At 74.2% G+C, this 5,592-nt stretch carries 5 protein-coding genes; 2 read left to right on the top strand and 3 right to left on the bottom strand.

Annotation, left to right across the window (positions count from 1 at the left end):
• Window positions 1-189: 189 nt before the first annotated feature.
• A complete protein-coding gene (locus L1885_RS22600) occupies window positions 190-1,473 on the top strand; it encodes a YbfB/YjiJ family MFS transporter (RefSeq protein WP_372481997.1) in 1,284 nt (427 codons plus the stop codon).
• A gap of 46 nt (window positions 1,474-1,519) precedes the next feature.
• On the opposite strand, the gene L1885_RS22595 is transcribed toward L1885_RS22600, so the two are convergent.
• Both L1885_RS22595 and L1885_RS22590 read right to left on the bottom strand, forming a co-directional pair.
• Window positions 1,520-2,365 carry an SAM-dependent methyltransferase gene (locus L1885_RS22595; protein WP_235799006.1) on the bottom strand — a complete coding sequence of 282 codons (846 nt, stop codon included), beginning with the start codon at window positions 2,363-2,365 and terminating at the stop codon, window positions 1,520-1,522.
• Between the two features lie 112 nt (window positions 2,366-2,477).
• A complete protein-coding gene (locus L1885_RS22590; protein ID WP_235799005.1) occupies window positions 2,478-3,758 on the bottom strand; it encodes a geranylgeranyl reductase family protein in 1,281 nt (426 codons plus the stop codon).
• 327 nt (window positions 3,759-4,085) lie between these two features.
• Between L1885_RS22590 and L1885_RS22585 the strand changes: the two genes are divergently transcribed.
• Window positions 4,086-4,586 (top strand): GNAT family N-acetyltransferase, encoded by a 501-nt coding sequence (locus tag L1885_RS22585; RefSeq protein ID WP_235799007.1) that lies wholly within the window; start codon window positions 4,086-4,088, stop codon window positions 4,584-4,586.
• Between the two features lie 134 nt (window positions 4,587-4,720).
• Here L1885_RS22585 and L1885_RS22580 read toward each other — a convergent pair whose 3' ends face one another.
• A complete protein-coding gene (locus L1885_RS22580; protein WP_235799004.1) occupies window positions 4,721-5,413 on the bottom strand; it encodes a demethylmenaquinone methyltransferase in 693 nt (230 codons plus the stop codon).
• Window positions 5,414-5,592: the final 179 nt, after the last annotated feature.

The raw sequence follows: 5,592 nt of genomic DNA, 5'->3' as shown, positions 1-5,592 counted from the left end.
CGGTCGGCGCGCCCGCCGTCCGGCGACCGGCCGCCGCCGCGCCACCCGGCCCTCCCCAGCGCCCCGCCGCCCGGGCGGCACCGACCACGACCGGCTGTTCCGCGCGACGAGGGACGTCGTACACCGCGCTTCGTGTGCCGGGGCGGTCGGCACACGACGGCACACCACTGTTCTGCGAGGTCACCAGTCATGAGCGCACCATCCCTGCGAGTCGCGGCCAGCTCTCCCTGGCGGCACGTCCTCCAGGTCGCGGCGGCACTGGGCGCGGCCATGGGTGTGGGGCGCTTCGTCTACACGCCGATCCTGCCCCTCATGCACGAGCAGGCGGGATTGACTGCCGGTGCCGGTGCCAACCTGGCGACCGCCAACTACCTGGGCTATCTGGCCGGGGCGCTGATCGGCAGCGTCTCCCCCGGCCTCGTCCGCTCGCGCGCCGTGCTGCGCGGGTCGTTCGCCGCCCTCGTCGTGACGCTCGCCGCGATGCCGCTCACGCACAGCACCGGCCTCTGGCTGGGGCTGCGGTTCGTGGCCGGCCTGGCCAGCGCGCTCGTCTTCGTCATCGCCGTCACTTCCCTGCTCGGCCGGCTGCGCGGCCACGCCGCCCACCTGCCGGGCTGGGCGTTCGGCGGGGTGGGCTCGGGCATCGCGCTGTCCGGGGCGCTCGTGCTCGTGCTGCGCTCCGTCGCCGACTGGCAGGCGGCCTGGTGGGCCTCCGCCGCGCTCACGGCCGCCCTCTCCGTCGCCGCGTGGACGCTGGGCACCGGCGCGGAGCCGGGCTCGCGCGCGGCAGGCCCCGGCGCCCCGGCCCCAGGCACCGGCGCCCCGGGCCCCACCCCTCAGGGAGTGCATCAGCCGCGTACGCACCGGTGGTTCACCCTGCTGTTCGTCAGCTACACGCTCGAAGGCATCGGCTACATCGTCGCCGGCACGTTCCTCGTCGCCGCCATCGGCCAGGGCTCACCCGGCTGGATCGGCAGCGGGGCGTGGGTGCTGGTGGGGCTCGCTGCGGTGCCCGCGTCCGCCCTGTGGACGTCCCTCGGCAAGCGGTTCACCCGACCCGACCTGCTGGCCGCGGCCCTGGTCATCCAGGCGGCGGGCATCGCGCTGCCCGCCCTGGTCGGGAACGTCGCCGCCGCGCTGGTCTCCGCCGTGCTCTTCGGCGCGACCTTCCTCGGCGTCTCGACGCTGGCCCTGGCGACCGGAAACCACCTGCGCTTCCCGCGCTCGGTGGCCCTGTTGACCGCGGGCTACTCGGTGGGCCAGATCGTCGGCCCGCTCGCCGTCACGCCGCTCCTGCACCACGGCTACCACCAGGCTCTGCTCCTCGCCGCCGCCGTCACCGCGGCAGCCGCGCTGGCCGCGGTCGCCCTGCGCGTCGGGTTCCCCCACCGGATGCCGGAGGGCGGGCAGCCGCTGCCCGCTGCCGGGGCGCGGGCCGCCGGGTCTCCCCGGGCGCGGTCGACCCGGCGCTGAGGCCCCCGTACGCGGCCCCGGGTGGCGCCGTGCCCGTTCCTGTTCCTCAGGGCCGCTTGAGCCCGACCGCCCCGTACAGGTGGGTGTGTTCCGTGGAGAGGTCCGTGCCGTCGGGGCGCCAGGTGTGGACCTCGACGAGGCCCGGGTCGACGAGGTCGAGGCCGGCGACGAAGGACTCGATCACGGCGCGGGGGCGGACGTTGGCCGCTATGCCCTCCTCCGCGTAGATGCGCTCCGTCTCGCGCCACGCGTCCGGCTCGAAGTCGTCCGTGACGTGGCTGAAGATCACGCAACTGCCCGGCGCGAGGGCCACGAGGTAGCGGGAGACGACGTCGCGCACCTCGTCGTCGTCGGGCACGAACTGGAGGACCGAGCACAGCATCAGCGCGACCGGCCGGTCCATCGCCAGCGTCCTGCGCGCGATGGAGAGCACCTCGTCCGGCCGGCGCAGGTCCGCGTCCGCGTAGTCCGTCGCGCCCTCGGGGCAGCTGTGCAGGAGGGCTTCCGCGTGGCGCAGGACGATCGGGTCGTTGTCGACGTAGACGACCCGCGACGAGGGGACGAGGCCCTGCGCGATCTCGTGCGTGTTCGGCTCCTTCGGCACGCCGACGCCGATGTCGAGGTACTGGTCCATGCCCAGTTCCTCCGCCGCGTAGCGCACAGCCCGGTCGTGGAACAGCCGCGCGCCGGTGCCGATGCGCTGGATCGCGCCCTCGGCGCGGAACGCCTCGGCGAGCCGCGTTCCGGCGTCCTTGTCCACGCCGTAGTGGTCCTTGCCGCCGACGTACAGGTCGTACAGGCGCGCCGAACTGGCCCGGGAGGTGTCGATGCGCTGCTGCGGGTCCTCGTGGGCCGCCCCGGCGGGGCCGGGGGCGTCCGGCGTGTCGGTCATGCTGCTCCTCGCTCCTGGGTCGTCGTGCGCGGGGACGTCGGTGTCCGGGTGCCGCCGCGGCGCGGCGGGGCTCCCGGGCGGCGCGCCGACGCACGCCGCCCGGGGTCCGGCGTCACGCGCGCGGCGCGACCTTGGTCAGCCCGTTGATGATCCGGTCCATGGCGTCGCCGCCCGTGGGGTCGGTGAGGTTCGCCAGCAGCTTCAGCGTGAACTTCATCAGCATCGGGTGCGTCAGGCCGCGCTGCGCCGCCAGCTTCATGATCTTCGGGTTGCCGATGAGCTTCACGAACGCCCGGCCCAGCGTGTAGTAGCCGCCGTAGGTGTCCTTGAGGACCTGCGGGTAGCGCTGGAGGGCGCGCTCGCGCAGGGCGGGCGTGGCGCGCGCGTGCGCCTGGACGATGACGTCCGCGGCGAGCTGGCCCGACTCCATCGCGTACGCGATGCCCTCGCCGTTGAACGGGTTGATCATGCCGCCCGCGTCGCCGACGAGCAGCAGGCCGCGCGTGTAGTGCGGCTGGCGGTTGAACGCCATGGGGAGCGCGGCCCCGCGGATCGGCATGGTCATGTTCTCGGGGGTGTAGCCCCAGTCCTCGGGCATCGAGGCGCACCAGGCCTTGAGCACCTCGCGCCAGTTCAGCTCGTTGAAGGCGGCGGAGGAGTCGAGGATGCCGAGGCCCACGTTCGACGTGCCGTCGCCCATGCCGAAGATCCAGCCGTAGCCGGGGAGCAGGCGCTCCTCCTTGCCGCGCCGGTCCCACAGCTCCAGCCAGGACTCCAGGTAGTCGTCGTCGTGGCGGGGCGAGGTGAAGTACGTGCGGACGGCGACGCCCATCGGGCGGTCGTCGCGGCGGTGCAGGCCCATGCCGACGGACAGGCGGGTGGAGTTGCCGTCGGCCGCGACCACCAGCGGCGCGTGGAAGGTGGCCGGCTTCTTCTCCTCGCCGAGCTTCGCCTCGACGCCGGTGATGCGGCCGGCGCGGTCGGTGATCGGGCCGGAGACGTTGCACCGCTCGTACAGGCGGGCGCCTGCCTTCTGGGCCTGGCGGGCCAGTTGGTCGTCGAAGTCGTCGCGCTTGCGCACGAGACCGTAGTCCGGGTACGAGGCGAGGTCGGGCCAGTCGAGCTCCAGGCGCATGCCGCCGCCGATGATCCGCAGGCCCTTGTTGCGCAGCCAGCCGGCTTCCTCGGAGATGTCGATGCCCATGGAGACGAGCTGCTTGGTCGCGCGCGGGGTGAGGCCGTCGCCGCACACCTTCTCGCGCGGGAACGCCGTCTTCTCCAGGAGCAGGACGTCCAGGCCTGCCTTGGCCAGGTAGTAGGCGGTGGTCGAGCCGGCGGGGCCCGCCCCGACGACGATGACGTCGGCGGTGTTCTCGGAGAGGGGCTCGGTCACAGCGGGGGCTCCCGGCAGGGTCGGCGCGGATACCGGCTCGATGCGGCGGACCAAAGTGCCGTGGCGACGCATCGAAGGGCAACGGACATGGGCAGTCTATGGGGGCGTACCGACAAGGCCGCTCGAAGGGCAGCTTCCGTGAACGATTCGCCTCAGCTCGTACCCCGCAGCTCCCCCGCGTCCACGCCCGGCGCCGCCCCCGACGCGGCACCCGGCGGCGCGGCGGGCGGTGGCTTCGGTCCCGCGCCCCTGGCCGCTGCGACCGCCTCCACCGCCCTCCTCGGCGCGGAGGCCGCCGCCGGGGCGGCGCCCGGCCCGGGGCCCCGGCTGGAGCTGCGGGTGCCGACGCACGAGGACGCGTACGCCTGGCACTGCCTGTTCGCCGACCGCGAGGTCATGGAGTTCCACGGCGGGCCCGCGGAGTTCTCGGTCTACGAGGAGCTCACCGCCCGCCAGCGGCGGCACGCCGCCGAACGGGGCTTCTGCCTGTGGACGATCGTCGACGAGCAGGGCGAGGTGGCCGGCTTCACCGGCGCGCAGCCCTGGCCGCACCAGTCGTTCGGCCCCTGGGGCGAGATCGAGATCGGGTGGCGGCTCGGCCGCGCGTACTGGGGCCGGGGCTACGCGACCGCCGCCGCGCGCACCACGCTCGCCCGGCTCCGCGCGGCGGGCGTGGAGCGGGTCGTGGCGATGGTCGACGCGCGCAACGAGCGTTCCGTCGCCGTGACCCGGCGCCTGGGGATGAACCTGGCGAAGTCGTTCGCGTACCGGCCGCGGCACGCGGGAGGGCAGGAACTGGTGGGCCACCAGTACGAGCTGACGCTCTGACCCGCCGTGCCCCCAGGGCGCGGGCCCTCCGACCCCGGGCGGCCCGGAGCATGCGGCCCGGAGCATGCGCCGCCCGCACCGCGCGCGCCCGGTCCGGCGTCCGGTCCCGTGTCCGCCCACCCTCCGCCGCGGTGCTACTTCCGCACGCCCCGGTGCAGCGCGACGACGCCGCCGGTCAGGTTGCGCCACGCGACGTCGGACCAGCCGCAGCGCTTCATGCGGGCGGCGAGGCCCCGCTGGTTGGGCCAGGCGCGGATGGACTCCGCGAGGTAGACGTACGCGTCCGGGTTGGACGAGACGGCGCGGGCCACGGGCGGCAGCGCGCGCATGAGGTACTCCTGGTAGATCGTCCGGAACGGGCCGAACGTCGGGTCGGAGAACTCGCAGATGACGACCCGGCCGCCCGGCTTGGTCACACGGTGCAGCTCGCGCAGCGCCTGCTCCGAGTCCTCGACGTTGCGCAGGCCGAACGAGATGGTCACCGCGTCGAAGACCTCGTCCGCGAAGGGCAGCCGCGTCGCGTCGCCGGCCGTGAACGGCATCCACGCGTAGCGCTGCTTGCCCTCGCGCAGCATCCCCATCGAGAAGTCGCACGGCACCACGTACGCACCGGTCCTCGCGAACGGCTGCGACGAGGTCGCCGTGCCGGCGGCCAGGTCGAGGACCTTCTCCGCCGGGTGGGCGTCGACCGCCTTGGCGACCTCCTTGCGCCACAGGCGCGCCTGACCGAGCGAGAGCACGTCGTTCGTGAGGTCGTACTTCGCCGCCACGTCGTCGAACATGGTGGCGACTTCTTGTGGCTTCTTGTCCAGGGATGCACGGGTCATTCCCCCATTCAAGCAGCCCCCTCCCGGCCGCCCGGGACCGGCGAGGCGTGCACCGCACCGGCGCCCGGTTACGGCTACCCGCCCCAGCAGCCGTCCCCGCAGGACGCCGGCGGCGTACTGCCCCCGCCCACCGGGCCCGGCTTCCCTTCGTACGACTCCGGGTTCGGTCCCGACCGGCG

Origin of the sequence: Streptomyces fuscigenes (assembly GCF_021556455.1) — a bacterium.
Classification (GTDB): Bacteria; Actinomycetota; Actinomycetes; order Streptomycetales; family Streptomycetaceae; genus Streptomyces; species Streptomyces fuscigenes.
Note: the sequence above shows the minus strand (reverse complement) of the source record. Positions and strands in the feature narration are given on the sequence as shown.

What these genes read in the sequence shown, in the direction of transcription:
- L1885_RS22600 (WP_372481997.1), top strand. Translation starts at nt 190, where the DNA reads ATGAGCGCACCATCCCTGCGAGTCGCGGCCAGCTCTCCCTGGCGGCAC.
- L1885_RS22595 (WP_235799006.1), bottom strand. Translation starts at nt 2,365, where the DNA reads ATGACCGACACGCCGGACGCCCCCGGCCCCGCCGGGGCGGCCCACGAG.
- L1885_RS22580 (WP_235799004.1), bottom strand. Translation starts at nt 5,413, where the DNA reads ATGACCCGTGCATCCCTGGACAAGAAGCCACAAGAAGTCGCCACCATG.